The following is a 17,231-nucleotide window of genomic DNA, read 5'->3' as shown; positions in this document are numbered from 1 at the left end:
AGAAAGGGCCGGGGGATCGCTCCCCCGGCCCTTGAGATCAGGCTTTACCGTTCGCCTTAGAACTTGGCGACGACACCGCCGTAGAAGTAGCGGCCGCGGTTATCGAACAGGCCGGTCACGCCGACATTGTCGAGGCCCGCACCGATGCCGGTGCCGCCATAAGGCGGAAGGCGGTTCGTGATGTTGTCGGCGCCGAAGTAGATGTTGAACTTGTCCGACACCTCATAATCGAGCCGCACGTCGTGGTAGTAGATGTTCGGATAGCCCGAGACATCGGCATAGTCGGCATTCTGCGGCGGATTGCCTTGGTGCGACACGGTGTTCTCCGCCTCACCCAGCAGCTGCTTGCCGATCCAGCGGAACTGGTAGCCGAAGGTCACCTTGCCACGCTTGATGTTGGCATTGGCAACGATCCGGTTCTTCGGATCGCCGACCTCGCCCAGGATCCGGTCCGATGCACGCGGATCGGACGGATCGAGGAACTGATCGTTCTGGATGTAGCGCGTGTAGTTCGCGCGCAGACCGATCGTGCCGAAATCGAACGTGTGACGATAGGCGATCTCGCTATCGATACCGCGCACCTTCAGCTTGGCGAAGTTGAGCGACGAGACGAGCAGCGAGCCCGGAATGACCTGGAACGGGATCACGCCGGCAGGACCGCCAGTGGCACCCGCACGCTGGAACGAGGCGCAGAACGGATTGTTGAGGTCCGCCGCGTCGTAGCAGTTGTTGAGGATGTCCTGCGCATCGACCGAGGTGATGACGTCCTTCACCGTGATGTCGAAGTAATCGACCGACAGCGACAGGCCGGGGATGAAGCGCGGCGTCAGCACACCACCGACGGTGTAGTTGTCCGACTTCTCCTCAGTCAGGTTCGGGTTGCCACCCGAGACGATCTCCAGCGAGCTGGTGTAGACGAAGTCGTAATTCGCCGGACGGCCTGCCGCGTTGCAGTTCGCGACGCGGGTCGCCGAACCGGTGGCGAGGTTACGCGCCGAGCAGGGGTCGTTCGGAGCCGGGGTGAAGTTCTGCCCCTGCGCCGAGTAGAGCTCGGTCAGGTTCGGTGCACGGATTGCGCGGGTGTAGCTGCCGCGAAGCCGCAGATCCTCAATCGGCTTCCAGACGATTTCGCCGCCGTAGCTGTAAACCGTGCCGGTCGAGCCCTTGTAGTCGGCGATCCGGCCGGAGCCCGTCACCGTCAGCTCCTGGAAGAAGGTCATGTCCTTCAGCAGCGGCACGCGCAGCTCGCCGTAGACTTCCTTCACCTCGAACGACGGCGCGCTGAACGACGGGATCGAGTTGTAGAAGGCGTATCCCGCCTGCGTGAACGGATCGAGGTCGTAGCGCACCGTCTCACGCCGATACTCGGCACCGAGGGTGGCACCGACGCCGCCGCCGGGCAGCTCGAACCACTCGGACGAGTCGCCCGAGATGAAGCCCGAGGCGACGAACTGCGTGATCTTGCCGCTCGCGCGGGAGTCGACCAGCAGATAGTCGCGATTGGCCTGCGTCGCGGAGCCTTCGCCGAACGGGTTCAGCGGAACGCAGGCTGCGATGTCCGCCGCCAGGTTCGCGGCATTGCCACCGCGATCGGTTCCGGCCTGCGTCGGGTCGACCTGCGAACGGCAGACGATCTGGCCCTGCGCGTTGCGCACGGTGTCGACCGAGAGCAGGTAACGCTGCTTGTTCACGTTGCCGATGATCTGGTTCTTCTCGCGGTGCTCGCCATAATTGGCGGACACTTCGTAGTTCCAGTTGCCACCCAGGTCGCCGCGCACGCCGACCACGCCGCGATAGGTCTCGCGCGTGATCTTCTCGTCGCGGATGCCGAGGTCGAGCCAGTTGCGGCGGAGCGCGAAGGTGGTCGCACCGTTCGAGGTCTGACCGTTGGCGTCGCGTGCGGCGATGATCGTGTCGCGCGCCTGAGCGCTCAGATAGGGGTTGTCGAGACGGATCAGCTCGCGGTTGCGGCCGCCGGGCTGGCCGGCGAACGTGTCACCCGCCTGCGCGCCCTGCGTGAAGAACGGGCCGCTCTGCGAACCCTGCGCTTCGGTGCGGACATACTTGGCCTCGAAGAACGGCACGAACGCCGGCGAGACCTCGAAATGGCCGATCAGGTTGGCCGAATAACGCTTCAGCTCAGGCGAAAGCGCGACCAGCCGGCCCTCGCGACCCGAATAGCCGTTGCCGCCGATGAAGCTGCCGTTCGGCGCCAGGCCGACGCGCTGACCCGTCTGCGGAACCAGCCGGCCGTCCGACTGGAACAGATAGGTGCAGTTATAGGCCGCATTGGTGGCATCGCGGCCGCAGGCGGTGCCCTGGGCGAGGTTGACGAGGCCGCCGAGCGAGATGGTGGTCGAGCGGATGTCGCTCAGGACCGTGCGGTCGGGCACGCCGTCCGAACCGTTCGTGGCGCCCGCCGGATCGCTGTCGACGACGACGAAGCCCTTCGCCGTGCGCAGTTCCTTGCGGCCCGACGCATAGTAATCCTGCTGGTGCGCGATTTCGGCGTTGAACGCGATGTTGCCGCGCCCATCGGCGAAGTTCGTGCCGGCGAGGATCGAGGCATATTGGTTGCCCGCATCGCCATACTTGCTGATGCCGGTCTGGCCGCGCACCTGCACGCCCTCATAATCCTGCTTCAGCACGAAGTTGACCGCGCCCGCGATCGCGTCCGAACCGTAGACGGTCGCGCCCGAGCCGGTCAGCAGGTCGACGCGCTCGATCAGGTCGGTCGGGAAGGTGTTGACGTCCGGCGAGACGGCGTTGTTCAGCACGTCGCCGGGCACGTGCCGGCGGCCGTTGACCAGCACCAGCGTGCGCTGCGACCCGAGGCCGCGCAGATCGAGCAGGTTGAGGCCGCGCGTGCCGAGGAAGCGCGTCGAGTTCTGCTGGCTGAAGGTGGAGCGGAGCTGCGGCAGCTCGTTCAGCACGTCGCCGATCGAGACCTGGCCGGTCTGGAAGAATTCGTCGCCGGTGACGGTGGTGATCGGCGCGCCCGACTCAAGGTTCGGACGACGGATGCGCGAACCGGTGACGACGATCGTGTCGGTGCTGCCAGCGGCGTCGGGGCCGTTGGTCGGCCCGGCCGACGGCTCGGTCACCGCGGTCGCGGACGCCTTGGCCGCATCCGCTGCGGCGCCGGTCGGGTCGGATGTGACCTGCGCCGAGGCAGCGCCCGGCAGGAAGATGGCGCCGGCGGCAAGCGCGCTGGCAGCCAGAAGGCTGGACTTCAACATTCGAAACGTCCCCAGGATGGAACGGCGCGACCCCTCGCGCCATCCCGCCATGAAAGAGGCGTGCCGCGCGCTGAGCAATGTTAATCTTGAGTTCAGGCCATGGATCGTCGCGGTTTCGTTGCAAGTGTCACCTCCTTGCAACAAAAGGGTTCGGCGCGGGAACATTGTTTCAGAACGGGCGTTTAGGGCCGCCCTCGCGGCCTGAAACGATGTCTTTTTGGGGCCTCAGGACGGGCCGAGCGCAGCCAGCCACGCGCGCAATGGCTCCCACAATGCCGTCCTTGCCCGCCCGCCCACGATCATGCCGACATGGCCGAGCGCGAGGCGCAGCGGTGTGCCGAGGCTGGCGGCCGTCGCCCGCGGTACGATGCGGTCGGTGGTGGAGGCGATGTCTAGCACCGGGCAGGTGAGCGCCGCCGCATCCACCGGCGTGCCGTCAACGTGCCACACGCCACGGCCCGGCTGGTCGTCGCGGATGAAGCCTTCCACCAGCTGGCGTGCCGCGTCGCGGGTGAGCGGCGGGCCGTCATTCGCCCAATCCTCCAGCGCGACGAAGCCGGCCGCCGTGTCCGAGGCGGGGTCGAGCCGGCCGAACCGCTCGAACTTGGCGACGGTACGCGCCGGATCGAGTTGCCAGAAGGCCGCCTGGAAGACCTCCAACGGGCAGAGGTCGATCGCCTCCGCCGTCGGCTTTGCGGCGGTCCACATCACCAGTTGCGCCTCGCGTGCTTCCTGCGGATAGCCGGCGAAGTGCCATGGCGCCGCGATCAGCGTGAGCCCCGCGACGGGCCGCCGCGCCGCTGCCGCCAGCGCCATCGTGCCGCCGAGGCAGTAACCGACCACCGCCGCATCGCGGCCGATGGCATCGATCAGCGGCAGCAGCAGCGCCTCGACATGACCGGCAATGTCGAGCGCCGCGTCGTCCGCGGTCGGGCTGCCCCACTCCACCAGCAGCGGCCGGATGCCGCTTTCCGCCAGCCAGCGCAGCAGCGACGTGCCCGGCTGCAGATCGAGCACCGTCGGCGCGTTGATCAGCGAGGGCACGAAGATCGCCGGCCGCCCGCGGCCGCCATAATCGCGCAGCATCGCACGGCCCGCCTGCGCAACGACCGGCATGGGCGGTGGCGGGGCGAAGCGGTGTGCCTGCTGGTAGGCGCGCAGACCTGCCAGCGCTGCGGCCAGCCGCTCGGGCGATGCTGCGGTTTCGCTGCGCACAAGATCGAGGAACAGCGGCAACGGCCTCGGCCTGTGTTGCGCCGCATCATGCGATGATGCTAGGCTGCGGAATATCTCGGGTATGGGCATGATACGATGGCAAAATCCTCGGGCGGCTCCGATACGGTCATCATCAAGAAGTACGCGAATCGTCGTCTCTACAATACCGAGAGTTCGAGCTACATCACGCTCGACCATCTCGCCGCGATGACGCGCGAGGGGCGGGACTTCAAGGTGATCGACGCCAAGTCCGAGGAGGACATCACCCACAACGTCCTCACCCAAATTATCATGGAGGAGGAGGCGCAGGGCGGCCAGTCGCTGCTGCCCGTCAGCTTCCTGCGCCAGCTGATCGCGCTCTACGGCGATTCGATGCAGTCGATGGTGCCGCAATATCTCGAAGCGTCGATGGACGCCTTCAAGCGCAACCAGCTGCAGTTCCGCAGCGCGATGGAAGGCGCCTTCGCCGGCGGTCCCTTTGCCGAGATCGCCAAGCGCAACATGGACATGTTCGAGGCCGCGGCGCAGGCGTTCAAGCCGCCGGCAGGGGGCGCCAAGCCGGCCACGCCGTCGCCCGCACCTGCGCCACAAGGCGCGACCGACGAAGTCGCGGCGCTGAAGGCGCAGCTCGCCGGCCTCCAGGCGCAGATCGACAAGCTGGGGCACTGATCCTGGGGTTCCGGGTCGGCCGGCAGCTGCGCTGACTGGGTGCGGTAGCGGGCATTTTCGCAGGTTTGAGGCCGGTGGCGGAACGCGCCGCGCGCCGCTATGCTCGTCCGATATGGGCGGGCTAAACTGCTGAGGACCATGGACGATCGCGAGCAGCAACGGTTGGCTGCGCTGGACCGATATGCGGTGCTCGACACGCCGCGCGAGGAAAGCTTCGACGAGCTTGCCCAACTCGCCGCCAGGCTGTGCGATGCGCCGATCGCAGCGATCAACCTGATCGGCGACGGCCGGCTGTTCTCCAAGGCGGAGGTCGGTCTCGGCGGGCGGGAGGCGCCGCTGGAAAGCTCCTTCTGTGCGCAGGCGATCCTTGAGCAGGACATGCTGGTCGTGCCCGACGCGACGCAGGATCCGCGCTTTGCCGGCAATCCGCTGGTGATCGGCGAGCCGCATCTGCGCTTCTACGCCGGCGCGATCCTCAGAAGTGCGGAAGGGATGCCGATCGGCACGCTCTGCATCCTCGACCACCAGCCGCGCCAGCTCGGCGACGTGCAGCAGGAGACGCTGCGCGTGCTGGCGCGTCAGGTGATGGCGCAGCTGGACCTGCGCCGCACCTTGCGCGATCGCGATCGCCGGCTGGAAGAGGCGCTGGCCAGCGAGACGCGCTATCGCCTCGTGCTCGACAGCGCGCGCGATTACGCCATCGTCATCCTGAATGAGCAGCGCCGCATCGCCGGCTGGTCGGCGGGTGCGGAGATGACGTTCGGCTGGTCCGAGGCGGAAGCGATCGGCCGCCCGTTCGAGGATCTGTTCACCCCGGAGGACCGCGCGGCGGGCGTGCCTGCCGAGGAGATCGCCCGCGCCGCGGTGGACGGTTGTACGCCCGACGCCCGGTGGCACCAGCGCGCCGATGGTGCGCGCGTGTTCCTGAACGGCTCGACCCACCCCTTGCCGGGCCCGGGCGGCGGCTTTCTCAAGATCGCGCGCAACGAGACGAACGAGCGCCGCCAGGCCGAGGAGCTCGCCACGACGCGCGCCGCGCTGGTCGACAGCGAGGCGCGGTTCCGCAACATGGCCGATCATGCGCCGGTGATGATGTGGGTCACCGATGCCACCGGCTCTTGCACCTATCTCAATCGCAGCTGGTACGATTTCACCGGCCAGACGGAGGCGGAGGCGCTCGGCTATGGCTGGCTGGAGGCCACGCATCCGGACGATTGTGCCGAGGCGGAGCGCGCCTTCCGCACCGCGAATGCGGACCATGTGCCGTTCCGCGTCGAATATCGCCTTCGCCGCGCCGATGGCAGCTATCGCTGGGCGATCGATGCGGCCAGTCCCCGCTTCGGCGCGAACGGCGAGTATCTCGGCTATGTCGGATCGGTCATCGATATCGAGGACCGGCGCGCCGCCGAGGAGCGCGTCCGCACCAACGAGGAGCAGCTGCGCCTCGCGACCGACGCCGCCGACGTCGGCATGTGGGACGTCGATCTTGATAACGACACGCTGTTCTGGCCGGCCCGCGTCAAGGCGATGTTCGGCATCTCGCCCGACGTGCCCGTCAGCATGGCGGACTTCTATGCCGGCCTGCATCCGCAGGATTTCGACCAGGCGGCTGCCGCCTTCGCCGCCGCGGTCGATCCCGCCGTCCGCACCGTCTACGATGTCGAATATCGCACCGTCGGCAAGGAGGATGGCGTCATCCGCTGGGTCGCCGCCAAGGGGCGCGGCGTGTTCGACGATGCGGGCGTGTGCCACCGCGCCATCGGCACCGCGATCGACATCACCGAGCGCAAGAAGATCGAGCAGGCGCTGAAGGACCTGAACGAGACACTCGAACAGCGGGTCGCCAGCGAGGTGGCGCAGCGCGCCGAGGCCGAGGAGGCGCTGCGCCAGGCGCAGAAGATGGAGGCGGTCGGCCAGCTGACCGGCGGCATCGCGCACGATTTCAACAACATGCTGACCGGCGTGATCGGCAGCCTCGATCTCGTCCAGCGTTACATCGCCACCGGCCGGATGGACCGTGTCGGCCGCTATATCGAGGCGGCGAGCACATCGGCGCAGCGCGCCGCCTCCCTCACCGCGCGGCTGCTCGCCTTCGGGCGGCGCCAGTCGCTCGATCTGCGCGGGGTGGACGTGAACGCGCTCGTCGCGGGCATGGAGGACATGCTGCACCGGACGCTGGGCGAGCAGGTCGCCCTCGAGACGCACCTCGCGGGTGATCTGTGGGCTGGCCACACCGATGCCAACCAGCTCGAAAGCGCGCTCCTGAACCTGTGCATCAATGCGCGCGACGCGATGCCCACCGGCGGCAAGCTGACGATCGAGACCGCCAATACGCGGCTCGACGAGGCGGCCGTCCGCGATCATGCCGAACTGGCGCCGGGCGATTATGTCGTCATCTGCGTGTCGGACACCGGGATCGGCATGGCCGCATCCACGGTCGAAAAGGTGTTCGAGCCCTTCTTCACCACCAAGCCGGTGGGGCAGGGCACCGGCCTCGGCCTGTCGATGATCTACGGTTTCGCGCGCCAGTCGGGCGGGCATGTCCGCATCTATAGCGAGCTTGGCCAGGGCACGACGATCAAGCTCTACATCCCGCGCGCGCGTAATGCGGTGGCGGCCGCACCCGCGTGGCAGGCGGCAGCGCCCGCGGGGGATGGCGAGACGGTGATGGTGGTGGAGGATGACGCCTCCGTCCGCCTGATCGTGCTCGATGTGCTGGGTGCGCTCGGCTACGATGCGATCGAGGCGGTGGATGGCCGCGCCGCCGTCCCGATCCTGCAATCGGACCGGAAGATCGATCTGCTAATCTCCGATGTCGGCCTGCCCGGTCTCAATGGCCGCCAGCTGGCGGAGATTGCGCGCCAGCATCGCCCCGGCCTGCAGGTGCTGTTCATCACCGGCTATGCGCAGAACGCCGCCGTCCGCGCGGGCTTCCTCGATGCCGGCATGGAGATGATGACCAAGCCGTTCGCGGTCGATGCGCTCGCCACCAAGATCCGCGAGATGCTCGAAGGCCGCAGCGTCGCGGCCGCGTCGGTCGGGTGAGCGCCACGCCCTCGACCCACCCGGCCCGGCCCGGTATCCGGACGCGATGACGCCCGACCGCCCCCGCTTCGAGTTCCGCCTCCACAAGACCGACGGCAAGGCCCGGCTCGGCACGCTCGCGCTGAAGCGCGGCGACATCCGCACGCCCGCCTTCATGCCCGTCGGCACCGCCGCCACCGTCAAGGCGATGAAGCCGCAGGACGTGCGTGCGACCGGCGCCGACATCATCCTCGGCAACACCTATCACCTCATGCTTCGCCCGGGGGCGGAGCGGGTGGCGCGGCTGGGCGGCCTGCACGGCTTCATGGGCTGGGATCGCCCGATCCTGACCGACAGCGGCGGCTATCAGGTGATGAGCCTGTCCGAGCTGACCAAGCGCAGCGAGGAGGGCGTCTCCTTCGCCAGCCATCTCGATGGCTCGCGCCACATGATGAGCCCCGAGCGCTCGATGGAGATCCAGCGGCTACTCGGCTCCGACATCGTCATGGCGTTCGACGAGCTGGTGCCGACCACCTCGACGCGCGAGGTGCAGGATGCGGCGATGGAGCGCTCAATGCGCTGGGCCGTCCGCTCACGCGAGGCCTTCCTGTCGGGCCACGACCATGCGCAGCAGGCCGCGCAGTTCGGCATCCAGCAGGGCGCGCTTGATCCCGAGCTGCGCGGGCGGTCGGCCGAGGCGCTGCTGAAGCTCGGCTTCGATGGCTATGCGGTCGGCGGGCTGGCGGTGGGGGAGGGGCAGGCGGCGATGTTCGGCGTGCTCGATTACGCGCCCGACATGCTGCCCGCGGATCGGCCGCGCTACCTGATGGGCGTCGGCAAGCCCGACGACATCGTCGGCGCGGTGGAGCGCGGCATCGACATGTTCGATTGCGTGCTGCCGACCCGCTCGGGCCGCACCGGCCAGGCCTTCACGCGCGAGGGGCCGATCAACATCCGCAACGCCCGCTTCGCCGAGGATCAGGGGCCGCTCGATCCCGAATGCGCCTGCCCGGTCTGCAAGGGCTGGAGCCGCGCCTATCTCCACCACCTCGTCCGTGCGGGCGAGATCCTGGGCGCGATGCTGATGACCGAGCACAACCTCGCCTTCTACCAGGCGCTGATGGCGGATCTGCGCGCCGCGATCGGCGCGGGCACGCTCACGGCCTTCGCCACCACCTTCCGCGCCCGCTATGGCGCCGCCAGGGGGTCCTGATCTGGATTGTTGACGGCGGGGGCCGATTGCTGCTTCGCTGCATCGCAGCAGGGAGAGTCGCGATGATCGAGTTCCGTTCCGCCGACGGTGCCGTGGTTCAGCTCGATCCGCTGCTCGTCGAATCGGTGCGGCCGGATGCGGACGGCGTCGTGCTGCGGATGATCAACGGCGTGCGTCAGGCGGTTAAGGAGCCCTATGGCGAGGTGCTGGAGCGTCTCGCCCGGTTCTGAACCGCACCCTCAGGCGATGGCCTGTCCGCTTACCAGCAAGGCGACCGACAAAGCCGATCCCCACAGGAGCAGGGACAGGCCGGCGATCACCGCAAAGCGCGCAGGCTTCGGCAATTTGTCATTGGACTGCTCCGGCTCCTCGTAGCGCATAGCCTCTCCCGATGCGTGCGAGGCACGGAGCCCCGTCTCTCCGCCTTTCTAGCGGAGGGACGGTTCCGGAAGGTTTAGGGCCGGGCCGGTTTTTGTCTGTGTAAGATCCGTATCGAACCTTGTTTCTACGCAATCTCTCAGAAGCTGTTGCGCCGCAGCTGCCGCTCCCAGCCGAGCGCGTGGCCGACGATGGTGTCGAGGTCGGCGAGCGCGGGGCGCCAGGGCAACCGGGCCAGGATCGCGCGATTGTCCGCCACCAGCGCATCGGGATCGCCCGCGCGGCGCGGCTCCATCCGCCGGTCGAGCGTGACGCCCGACACCCGCTCGACGCTGTCCAGCACCTCCAGCACGGAGAAGCCGCGGCCATAGCCGCAGTTGAGCGTGAAGCTTTCCTCCGGCGATGCGATCAGCGCCTCCAGCGCCAGCACGTGCGCCGCGGCGAGGTCCGCCACATGGATGTAGTCGCGCACGCCCGTGCCATCCGCCGTGGCATAGTCGCTGCCATAGACGGACACATGGGCCCGCTTGCCGCACGCCGCCTCGCAGGCGATCTTGATGAGGTGCGTGGCGCCCGCGGTGGACTGGCCGGCGCGGCCCTGCGGATCGGCGCCCGCCACGTTGAAGTAGCGCAGCGCGCCATAGTTGAACGGGTGGGTGAAGGCGACGTCGGCCAGCATCGCCTCGGTCATCAGTTTCGACATGCCGTAGGGGTTGATCGGCACCTTGGGCGCATCCTCCGCCACGGGGATCGCCTGCGGGATGCCGTAGGTAGCGGCGGTGGACGAGAAGAGCAGGTGGCGCACGCCCGCACCGATCGCGGCTTCCAACAGGTTGCGCGTGGCGGCGGTGTTGTTGCGATAATATTTGAGCGGATCGGATACGGATTCGGGCACCACCACCGATCCGGCGAAGTGCATGATCGCGCCGATGCCATGCTCGGCGATCACCTGCGCGACCAGCGCCATGTCCTCGATCGCGCCCTCGACGAAGGTGGCGCGCGGATCGACCGCTTCGCGGAAGCCGGTCACCAGATTGTCCAGCACGACGACGCGCCAGCCCGCATCGCCGAGCGCCAGCACCGCATGGCTGCCGATATAGCCTGCGCCGCCGGTGACGAGCACGGTCGGGCGGTCGGTCGGATTCGTGTCGGTCATGGGTCCTCCGCGTGAGGGGCGGCTGCTATCATGCGAGGTGCAGCCGCGGAAGGCTGTGGCCCGGCGTCAGCGCCCCATCAGCGCGCGGGCGGCGGGCAGGTAGGTGCGGCCGATGCGGATCGCCTCGCCGTCGCTCAGCTCCGCATGCCACACGCCGAGACCGTCGTGGCGCAGCTTGGCGATGCGGTCGCGGCGGACGATGGTGGAGCGGTGCAGGCGGATGAAGCGGGCCGGGTCCAGCCGCCGCTCCAGCTCGCTGATCGTCTGGTGCAGCAGGAAGGAGCGGGGCCCGACGTGGAGACGCATATAATCGCGCTCCGCCTCGATCCGGTCGATGTCCTGCGCGGCGATGCGCACCACTTCGGAGCGGTGCGGCACCCAGAATTCCTCGGTGAAGCCGGGCGCCTCGGGCACCGGCGCCTGTGTTTCGGGCGCGGCCGGCGCGGGCGCTCCCGACAGTTTCTCCGCCGCGCGCGCCACCGCGCGGGACAGCCGATCGGGCGCGACGGGCTTGAGGAGGTAATCCACCGCCGCCACGTCGAACGCCGCCACCGCGAACTGATCATAGGCGGTGCAGAAGATGACCGCGGGCCGGCGCGTGCGCTTCTCCAGCGCGCGCGCCACGCCCATGCCGTCGAGGCCGGGCATCGAAATGTCGAGCAGCAGCAGGTCCGGCTCCAGCGCCTCGACCAGCCGCAGCGCCGCCTCGCCATCGGCGGCGGTGCCGACGAGATCGACCATCGGCTCGCGCGCGCAGAGGATCTGCAGACGCTCGATCGCCAGCGGCTCGTCATCGACGACGAGCGTGCGGAGAACGGGAGGTGCGCCCGCGCCGTCAGCAGCCACGACAGGTCAGCCTGATGAACTGTTCAGCAGCCATTGCGGACCAGCGGCATGGTCAGCACCACCGCCCAGCCGCCGCCGGGGCGCCGGCCCCAGGCAGCGTCCGCCGCGTCGCCGAACCGCGCCGCCAAGCGCTCGCGCACGTTCCTCAGGCCGATTCCGTTCGTCACGCCAGGCTCGCCGATGGTTGCACCTGTCGGCTTATCGTCGCCGTCGTCCTCCACCGCAAGCACCAGCCGCCCTTCGCTCTCCCGCGCGCGCACGCTGATCCGCACCACGCGGCGGGCCGGCGACACGCCATATTTGATCGCATTCTCGATTAATGGCTGCAGGATCAGGCCCGGCACGCACGCATCCATCAGCGCGTCGGGCACGGCGATGTCGACCAGCATGCGCTCGGGGAAGCGCACCGTCTCGATATCGAGATAGAGCCGCTGGAGCCGCAGTTCGTCCGACAGCCGCATGTCCTCGGTCGGATCGCCCGTCAGGCTGGTGCGAAAGAAGGTCGATAGGTTCATCACCATCGCCTCCGCCGCATCGCGCCGGTCGGTCATGATCAGCGAGGAGAGCGAATTCAGCGTGTTGAACAGGAAGTGCGGGTTCACCTGATAGCGGAGCGCGCGCAGCTCGGCCGATTGCGCGGCGGCGCGGAACCGCGCGACGCGGCGCTCGGCATGGCCCGTCTCGGCGGCATAGGTCAGCGCGAGGAACAAGGCGGCCCAGGCGGCGAAGAAGAAATAGCCGTTGGCGGCATTGTCCGCGATCGCCATCACCGGCGACTTTTCGTCGGCGTGCGTCATGTCGACCTGCACGGTCAGCGTCTTCTCGTCCGCCTTGTTGGCGATGACCACGCTCTTGGGCAGGCCGAAATCGTAGAAGACGTAGTAGTTGACCGCGGAATAGACGATCGACGCGGGCACGGCGAGCAAGGCGGCCGCCGCCACCCGCCGGCTGAGCGGCGCGCCATGCACCCGCCGCAGCAGCAGCCAGACGACCATGGTGATGCCGATGCTGACCAGGGTGACGACCGCGCGACGGACCAGCATCTCCAGCTGATCGTCGAAGCCGAGCACCGCGGCGCGCAGCGTGACGATCACGAAGTGGAATGCCCAGAATCCGAGGATGGACAGGATGGCGGTGCGGGACGTGATGCCCTCACGCGACGACGCGACGTCTGAAATCATCGAGACCTTGTAACGCAGGTCAGGCTGGCGCGCCCGGCGTCCGGTCGAAGCGGGGGCGACATTCATCGAAAGTTCAGCCACCGTTACGGTCACGTAACAGGGAACGGCGGCTCCACCGGAGACGTTCTGTTTCCGAGAGGAGCACATCATGCCCACGGATAACAGGACGACCGATCAGATTGCGGCCGATGCGCCGCGGGACCCCGGCCATGTCGAGGACAAGGCCGGCGGTTTGCGCGAAGGGCTGGATGCCGAGGACGTGCAGCGGCTAAAGCGCGATCCGTCGGACGAGGACGCCAAGCTCGACGTCGCGCTGGACGAGACCTTCCCCGGCTCCGACGCGCCCAGCAACACGCAGCCCGGCAAGGGCAAGGATCCGGCACCGTCAACCGGCTTCGATCCGGACGAAGAGCGTCAGCAGACGGGATCGAACGGCTGATCTCCGCCACCCCGTCGCTCCACTGAGCGGCGGGGTGCGCTGTTGCAGCGATGCCGCAGCGTCGCTGCCTCGCTCGTCGCGGGCGCACTTTCCATGTTGCGCCGCAACAGACTTCATGATCCCATCCGATCGTGCCGCTTCACGGCCGGGTTCAGTGCGCGTTTACCATGCGCGTGCGACGCTCCGTCCAGGGTTGGCGCAAGGCCAAGGGGAGCATGATGGCTGCACAAATGAAGCCCGCACATGGCGCGATGACCTTCGCCGAGATGAAGGAGTTTGCCGGCTTCAGCGCGGCGACGCAGCGCTACATCCGCCGCTCGCTCGATATCGGGCTCGACCGGCTGGATGCGGTGAAGCGCTGGTCGCGCGACATCGGCGAGGCGGCCAGCATCCGTGCGCAATCGCGCATCTACACGCGGCTGGATTATCTCCGCGATCACGTGCCCGATGATAGCGGACTCGATGCGGTGGAGCCGTTCATGGCGCCGCTCGTCACCATGACCGCCTTCGATCTCGGTCAGGATCGCCTGCCCACCTTCGGCAGCTACCGCTTTCTCTACGAGCGGCTGATCGGCGCCACCGTGCGGCCGTGGCTGCCCGGCGCCTTCTGCGCCGCCGCCGCGCTGCCGCACCTGCACCCGGACAAGCGCCGGCTGCTGCTCCAGTCGATCAGCGAAGCCGCGGCGACTGCGCCGGGATGGTCGAATCGCGAGCCGAGCTTCTTCCCCGAATGGGTCGACAAGGGAGAGCCGCGCGTCGCAAACTGACGCCGGGGGTCGCCGTGCGGGAGGTGCGGCGAAACCGAATCTTAAGCGGGTGGCGGCAGGGTCGCCCCACTCCTTGGGTTACGGCGAGCGTGCTTTATGCGTCGAGCGGGGTGTGTGTTGTTGTGTCTGGGCCTGCTCGCCGCGCCGCTCCGCGCGGAACGGGTCGGCCCCGCGCCGGGAACGGGCGAATGCGTGCCGTTCGCGCGCGCCATTTCGGGCGTCCGGCTCTACGGCGATGCCTGGTCCTGGTGGGACAAGGCGGAGGGCGTCTATGCCCGTGGTGCCCGGCCGGAGGTGGGCGCGGTGCTCGTCTTCCGGGCAGCCGGCGCGATGCGCCTCGGCCATGTCGCGGTGGTCAGCCGCGTGATCGATCCGCGCATCGTCATGGTGACGCATGCCAACTGGTCGCGCATCGGCGGCCAGCGCGGGCAGATCGAGCGCGACGTGACGATGACCGACGTGTCCGATCGGGGTGACTGGAGCCGCGTCAAGGTCTGGTACGACCAGAATGACGGCCTGGGCGGCAGCACCTACCCGACCTATGGCTTCATCTACGGCCGCGCGGCCGGTGGCGCCCGGGTGCAGTTGGCCCATGCCTCGCCCGAGCTGACGGGCACCGATCCTGACATCATCGGCTCCGTGATCGACACGATCCGTTAGACCCTGATCGGTCCGGGCAGCGCCCGGATCGTGAATCAGGGTCTCGACGAGAGGGTCACCGGCACGCCCGCCAGCCGGCGGTGCCGCGCGCCGCCTGGTCGAGGTGCAGGTGATCGCGGTGCGCCGCATTGTAGTCGGGCGACAAGGTCGTCGCGAACAGGCGGCAGGCGCCGTCGCGCACGTCATGGAGGAAGCGGGCCGCAGCATCCTCGCCGCGCCAGTCCCCCGCCACGGTGATGCGCCGCCCGTCGGCGAGGCGGAAGCCGGCGATGTCGATCGCATCCGCGGTCGAATGTTCGCTCCAGCCGCCCTCGCGCCGGCCATAGAGGCGGCGGCAGGAATAGCTGCCGAACGTCTCGATCGAGACCACGGTGGTGCCGAAGTGTCGCACCGCCGCCGGCTGCACCGCATCCCACGTCCACCGCGCTAGGCTTGCCGCCACCGCGCAGGACGTGCCGAGCGATGCGGGTGCCAGCTTCACCGTCGCAGCGCCGCCGCTCAGCCGCACGCCGTCCGCATAGCCGCAATGGCCGGCGCGCACCGGCGCCAGCGCGGTGTAGCGCACGCCGGCCCGCTCCAGCGCCGCCCGGCACCCGCGAAAGTCGCCGGTCAGCCCGGTCAGCCGGCGCCCGTCCAGCAGGCCGGGTGGCGCACCGAGATCGAGCGCGCCTTCCCGCTCGCGCGCCTGATACAGCGTCCAGCCGAACCAGCCCGCGCCTGCGAGGATGAGGAGGAGGAGCAGACGCAGCATCGCTCCCCGAACGCGACGGACCTCGCCCGCGATCCCCGGCGTTGCTTCGCCCATGAAGGTGTTTCTCGATTTCGAGGCGTCATCGCTCGGCCGCCACGGCTTTCCGGTCGAGGTCGGCTGGGTGTGGGAGGACGGGCGCGAGGAGGCGCACCTCATCCGCCCTGCGCCCGGCTGGGACGAGTGGGACGACGCCGCCGAGGCGATCCACCGCCTGCCGCGCGCAAGGCTCGAGGCGGAGGGCGAGCCGGTCGAGACGGTCGCCGCACGCATGCTGGACGAGCTCGCCGGGCATGATCTGATGGCAAGCGCGCCGTCGTGGGACGGCAAGTGGCTGAGCCTTCTGCTCCGCGCCGCCGGCCAGCCGCGCCACGCGCTCCGCCTGCGCGACACGGAGGCGGCGTGGGCCGAGGTGCTTGCCGGCCGCGCCGATGCCGATACGCTGCTGGCACAGGCGAAGGCGGAGGCGGCGACGTGGGAGGTGGCGCATCGTGCCGTTGCCGATGCCGCGCGCGAACGTCGCTTCTGGCTGCGGCTGCGCGAACTGGCGGGCTAGACCGCGCGCACCAGCGTCCGCGCGACGGCACCCCAGGCGGGTGCGGGGATCGCCTGCGGCTTGGCACCCGCCGCGGGGGGCAAGAGCTTGAGTTCGCCGTCGCCGCCGATTTCGAGCAGCCGGCCGAAGGCGAAGCGCCCCGCTGCCAGCGGCACCAGCAGGTCGCGGTTCAGCGCCTGCGCCAGCGCGTCGCCGCCCAGCCGCTCGCACCACAGCACGTCGCCCGCGCGGTAATCGCCGACGCCCGCATCCACGGTCACCGCGACCATGCCGGGCAGCACCTGCGGCGGCGTCGCCACCTGCGCCCGGCGCGGCGCCTGCGCGCCATCGCGGCCGAGCAGGGCAGCGACGGGCAGGTCCGCCTGCTCGGGCAGCTCGACGAGGTCGCCTGCGGCCACGCCCAGCGCATGCGCGATGCGGTTCAGCCAGCCGACCGACACGGTGCGCGTGCCCGTCTCCAGCCGCCCGATGGTCTGGGCGGTGGTCGGCGGCTCGCACGCCGCGCCCACCTCGGCCAAGGTCATCCCCTTGGCACGGCGGACCTCGCGAATGCGGGTGATCATCGGCCCCCTCCTGTCTCTGCCCGTAACCGGATCGGTTATCTCCTTTCCAACATCATCGCCGCCGTGGCAAGCCGATTCGCAAAGATGGAACAGGAGCAGCGGATGCGCAGGCTGGCGGAACGGACGATCGCGACCGGGGCAGGCGGGCGTGCTGCCCGGTCGGTGACGGTCAATCTCGCCGAATCGCCGCTGGCATGGCTCGCCGCGCGGGGGCACCTCACCGCCCGGCAGGCGGAGGCCGGCGGGCGGCTGCGCGGGGATTACGAGCGCGCCGGCCTCGCCGCGCATGTCACGATGCGCTGGGATGCGGCGCCCGCCGCCGCCCGCGGCGCGCCGGATGCGTGCGATCCGACGCTGGCGCAGATCGATGCCAGGCGCCGCTTCGATGCGGCGCTTGGCGCGGTCGGCGCGGGTCTCAACGACGTGCTGTGGCGGATCGTCTGCGCGGGCGAGGGGCTTGAGGCGGCGGAGCGCGGGCTCGGCTGGCCGAAGCGGGCGGGCAAGCTGGTGCTCGGCCTCGCGCTCGATCGGCTGGCGGATCATTACCGCCTGCCGTGATCCGCTGGCGCTTGGGCCC

General features: G+C 69.0%; 17 protein-coding genes. 9 read left to right on the top strand and 8 right to left on the bottom strand.

Going from position 1 to position 17,231, the window contains the following annotated elements; all coding sequences use genetic code 11:
- Window positions 1-56 precede the first annotated feature (56 nt).
- Both BM360_RS12580 and BM360_RS12575 read right to left on the bottom strand, forming a co-directional pair.
- Window positions 57-3,239, bottom strand: coding sequence for a TonB-dependent receptor domain-containing protein (locus BM360_RS12580; RefSeq protein ID WP_093315102.1), 3,183 nt, complete (start codon window positions 3,237-3,239; stop codon window positions 57-59).
- Window positions 3,240-3,464: 225 nt separating this feature from the next.
- Entirely contained in the window at window positions 3,465-4,475 is a 1,011-nt protein-coding gene (locus BM360_RS12575; RefSeq protein WP_207544589.1) for an alpha/beta fold hydrolase, read from the bottom strand.
- A 75-nt stretch (window positions 4,476-4,550) separates the two neighbouring features.
- On the opposite strand from BM360_RS12575, the gene phaR reads away from it, so the two are divergent.
- The 4 genes from phaR to BM360_RS19605 all read left to right on the top strand — a co-directional run bounded on the left by phaR (window position 4,551) and on the right by BM360_RS19605 (window position 9,590).
- Window positions 4,551-5,123 carry a polyhydroxyalkanoate synthesis repressor PhaR gene (phaR, locus tag BM360_RS12570; protein WP_093315098.1) on the top strand — a complete coding sequence of 191 codons (573 nt, stop codon included), beginning with the start codon at window positions 4,551-4,553 and terminating at the stop codon, window positions 5,121-5,123.
- 138 nt (window positions 5,124-5,261) lie between these two features.
- A complete protein-coding gene (locus BM360_RS12565) occupies window positions 5,262-8,168 on the top strand; it encodes a PAS domain S-box protein (RefSeq protein ID WP_165611303.1) in 2,907 nt (968 codons plus the stop codon).
- 46 nt (window positions 8,169-8,214) lie between these two features.
- Entirely contained in the window at window positions 8,215-9,360 is a 1,146-nt protein-coding gene (gene tgt, locus BM360_RS12560; protein ID WP_093315094.1) for a tRNA guanosine(34) transglycosylase Tgt, read from the top strand.
- A gap of 62 nt (window positions 9,361-9,422) precedes the next feature.
- Entirely contained in the window at window positions 9,423-9,590 is a 168-nt protein-coding gene (locus BM360_RS19605; protein ID WP_165611302.1) for a flagellar FlbD family protein, read from the top strand.
- A gap of 9 nt (window positions 9,591-9,599) precedes the next feature.
- On the opposite strand, the gene BM360_RS19600 is transcribed toward BM360_RS19605, so the two are convergent.
- The 4 genes from BM360_RS19600 to BM360_RS12545 form a co-directional block, all read right to left on the bottom strand.
- Window positions 9,600-9,740 (bottom strand): hypothetical protein, encoded by a 141-nt coding sequence (locus BM360_RS19600; RefSeq protein ID WP_165611301.1) that lies wholly within the window; start codon window positions 9,738-9,740, stop codon window positions 9,600-9,602.
- A gap of 137 nt (window positions 9,741-9,877) precedes the next feature.
- Window positions 9,878-10,894 (bottom strand): UDP-glucose 4-epimerase GalE, encoded by a 1,017-nt coding sequence (gene galE, locus BM360_RS12555; RefSeq protein WP_093315092.1) that lies wholly within the window; start codon window positions 10,892-10,894, stop codon window positions 9,878-9,880.
- A gap of 66 nt (window positions 10,895-10,960) precedes the next feature.
- A complete protein-coding gene (locus BM360_RS12550) occupies window positions 10,961-11,740 on the bottom strand; it encodes a LytR/AlgR family response regulator transcription factor (protein WP_093315090.1) in 780 nt (259 codons plus the stop codon).
- Window positions 11,741-11,763: 23 nt separating this feature from the next.
- Window positions 11,764-12,921 carry a sensor histidine kinase gene (locus BM360_RS12545; RefSeq protein WP_093316034.1) on the bottom strand — a complete coding sequence of 386 codons (1,158 nt, stop codon included), beginning with the start codon at window positions 12,919-12,921 and terminating at the stop codon, window positions 11,764-11,766.
- A gap of 148 nt (window positions 12,922-13,069) precedes the next feature.
- On the opposite strand from BM360_RS12545, the gene BM360_RS12540 reads away from it, so the two are divergent.
- The 3 genes from BM360_RS12540 (at window position 13,070) to BM360_RS12530 (ending at window position 14,787) form a co-directional block, all read left to right on the top strand.
- Entirely contained in the window at window positions 13,070-13,360 is a 291-nt protein-coding gene (locus BM360_RS12540; protein ID WP_242653472.1) for a hypothetical protein, read from the top strand.
- A 218-nt stretch (window positions 13,361-13,578) separates the two neighbouring features.
- On the top strand, window positions 13,579-14,127 hold the full coding sequence (locus BM360_RS12535) for a hypothetical protein (protein ID WP_093316032.1): 549 nt from the start codon (window positions 13,579-13,581) through the stop codon (window positions 14,125-14,127).
- A gap of 114 nt (window positions 14,128-14,241) precedes the next feature.
- The gene (locus BM360_RS12530; RefSeq protein WP_242653471.1) at window positions 14,242-14,787 is read left to right on the top strand and encodes a CHAP domain-containing protein; all 546 of its coding nucleotides are present in this window, start codon (window positions 14,242-14,244) and stop codon (window positions 14,785-14,787) included.
- A 55-nt stretch (window positions 14,788-14,842) separates the two neighbouring features.
- On the opposite strand, the gene BM360_RS12525 is transcribed toward BM360_RS12530, so the two are convergent.
- Complete coding sequence (locus BM360_RS12525) at window positions 14,843-15,538, bottom strand: extensin-like domain-containing protein (RefSeq protein ID WP_093316031.1); 696 nt, start codon at window positions 15,536-15,538, stop codon at window positions 14,843-14,845.
- A 52-nt stretch (window positions 15,539-15,590) separates the two neighbouring features.
- On the opposite strand from BM360_RS12525, the gene BM360_RS12520 reads away from it, so the two are divergent.
- On the top strand, window positions 15,591-16,091 hold the full coding sequence (locus tag BM360_RS12520) for a 3'-5' exonuclease family protein (RefSeq protein WP_093315086.1): 501 nt from the start codon (window positions 15,591-15,593) through the stop codon (window positions 16,089-16,091).
- On the opposite strand, the gene BM360_RS12515 is transcribed toward BM360_RS12520, so the two are convergent.
- Window positions 16,088-16,654 (bottom strand): helix-turn-helix domain-containing protein, encoded by a 567-nt coding sequence (locus BM360_RS12515; protein ID WP_093315084.1) that lies wholly within the window; start codon window positions 16,652-16,654, stop codon window positions 16,088-16,090. The two genes, BM360_RS12520 and BM360_RS12515, sit on opposite strands and share 4 nt — an antisense overlap.
- Window positions 16,655-16,756: 102 nt before the next feature.
- On the opposite strand from BM360_RS12515, the gene BM360_RS12510 reads away from it, so the two are divergent.
- Window positions 16,757-17,212, top strand: coding sequence for a DUF6456 domain-containing protein (locus tag BM360_RS12510; protein ID WP_093316030.1), 456 nt, complete (start codon window positions 16,757-16,759; stop codon window positions 17,210-17,212).
- Window positions 17,213-17,231: the final 19 nt, after the last annotated feature.

It is taken from the genome of Sphingomonas jatrophae, assembly GCF_900113315.1.
GTDB classification, from domain to species: Bacteria; Pseudomonadota; Alphaproteobacteria; order Sphingomonadales; family Sphingomonadaceae; genus Sphingomonas_P; species Sphingomonas_P jatrophae.
The sequence above is the reverse complement of the archived record's forward strand: the minus strand, read 5'-3'. Positions and strand labels throughout refer to the sequence as shown.